General features: G+C 60.3%; 3 protein-coding genes. All 3 read left to right on the top strand.

Annotated features, from left to right (window positions below; genetic code table 11):
* Positions 1–247 (top strand): alpha-isopropylmalate synthase regulatory domain-containing protein (locus tag VJ307_02225; protein HJX72944.1); only part of this gene is annotated, 247 nt, incomplete at its 5' end.
* Positions 248–401: 154 nt separating this feature from the next.
* The gene (locus VJ307_02220) at positions 402–668 is read left to right on the top strand and encodes a helix-hairpin-helix domain-containing protein (protein ID HJX72943.1); all 267 of its coding nucleotides are present in this window, start codon (positions 402–404) and stop codon (positions 666–668) included.
* Positions 669–712: 44 nt separating this feature from the next.
* Positions 713–1,000: serine O-acetyltransferase (locus VJ307_02215; GenBank protein HJX72942.1), on the top strand; the 288-nt coding region annotated here is incomplete at its 3' end.

Here is a 1,000-nt window from a genome sequence, read left to right as displayed (position 1 = left end):
GGCGCTCGAGAAGTTTTACCCGGAACTCTCCGAGGTGGAGCTGCTCGATTACAAGGTTCGGGTCATCAGCGCGGGAGGGACCGGTTCCTCGGTACGGGTCTTGATACGGTCCGGGGACAAGGAAACCGAGTGGGGGACCGTCGGTGTCTCGCACAACATCATCGAAGCCTCCTGGCAGGCCCTGGTCGACAGCATCCGGTACAAGCTCTGGAAGTCCCGGGGGGTCATCCCGGGAGAGCAAGCGTAGCGATCCGAGGGCGATTCTTCTCCTATCCCTGATTTTTCTGGTAGGAAATATGCTCGCTTCGGGGTTTTCCCTTCTGGCTCCGAAGCCATCCCTTTCGCCCGGCTTCGCGCCGCCCCCCCGATCCGCCCGCGACAGTTCCCCCGTTTTTCCGGACGTGCCCGAGGCGACGGGAGGGCACGGAGGTCCCCTCAACGTCCGCCAGAGGTTTCTTCTCGGGGAGCGTGTGGACATCAACCGCGCGGGAATCCGGGAGCTATCCGGGCTTCCCGGCATCTCCGACCCGATTGCGAGGGAGATCGCAAAGGAGAGGGCAAGGCGCGGGGGCTTCCGGCGTCCGGAGGATCTCCTCGCGGTCCGGGGGATCAAGGAAAAACGGTTAAAAAAAATCCTTTCCTTTATCGCCATTTTCCCTAATAATTGACTTTATTGGTCAGGTAAAGAAGCTTTTCAGGGGAGGAGGGAGAGATGTTTCGTCGAATCCAAAACGACATCCGCGTCATCTTTGAGCGCGACCCGGCCGCGCAGAGCATACTCGAAATCCTGTTCTGCTACCCCGGGTTCCACGCGATGCGGTTCCACCACGTCGCCCATTGGCTCTGGAACAACAATATCAGGTTTTTCGCCCGGTTTCTCTCCCACATCTCGCGGATGCTGACCGGCATCGAGATCCACCCGGGGGCCACCATCGGAGAGGGATTCTTCATCGACCACGGGATGGGGGTGGTGATCGGGGAGACCGCCGAGATCGGGAAG

This window comes from Candidatus Deferrimicrobiaceae bacterium, assembly GCA_035256765.1.
Lineage (GTDB): Bacteria > Desulfobacterota > Deferrimicrobia > Deferrimicrobiales > Deferrimicrobiaceae > CSP1-8.
The sequence above is the reverse complement of the archived record's forward strand: the minus strand, read 5'-3'. Positions and strand labels throughout refer to the sequence as shown.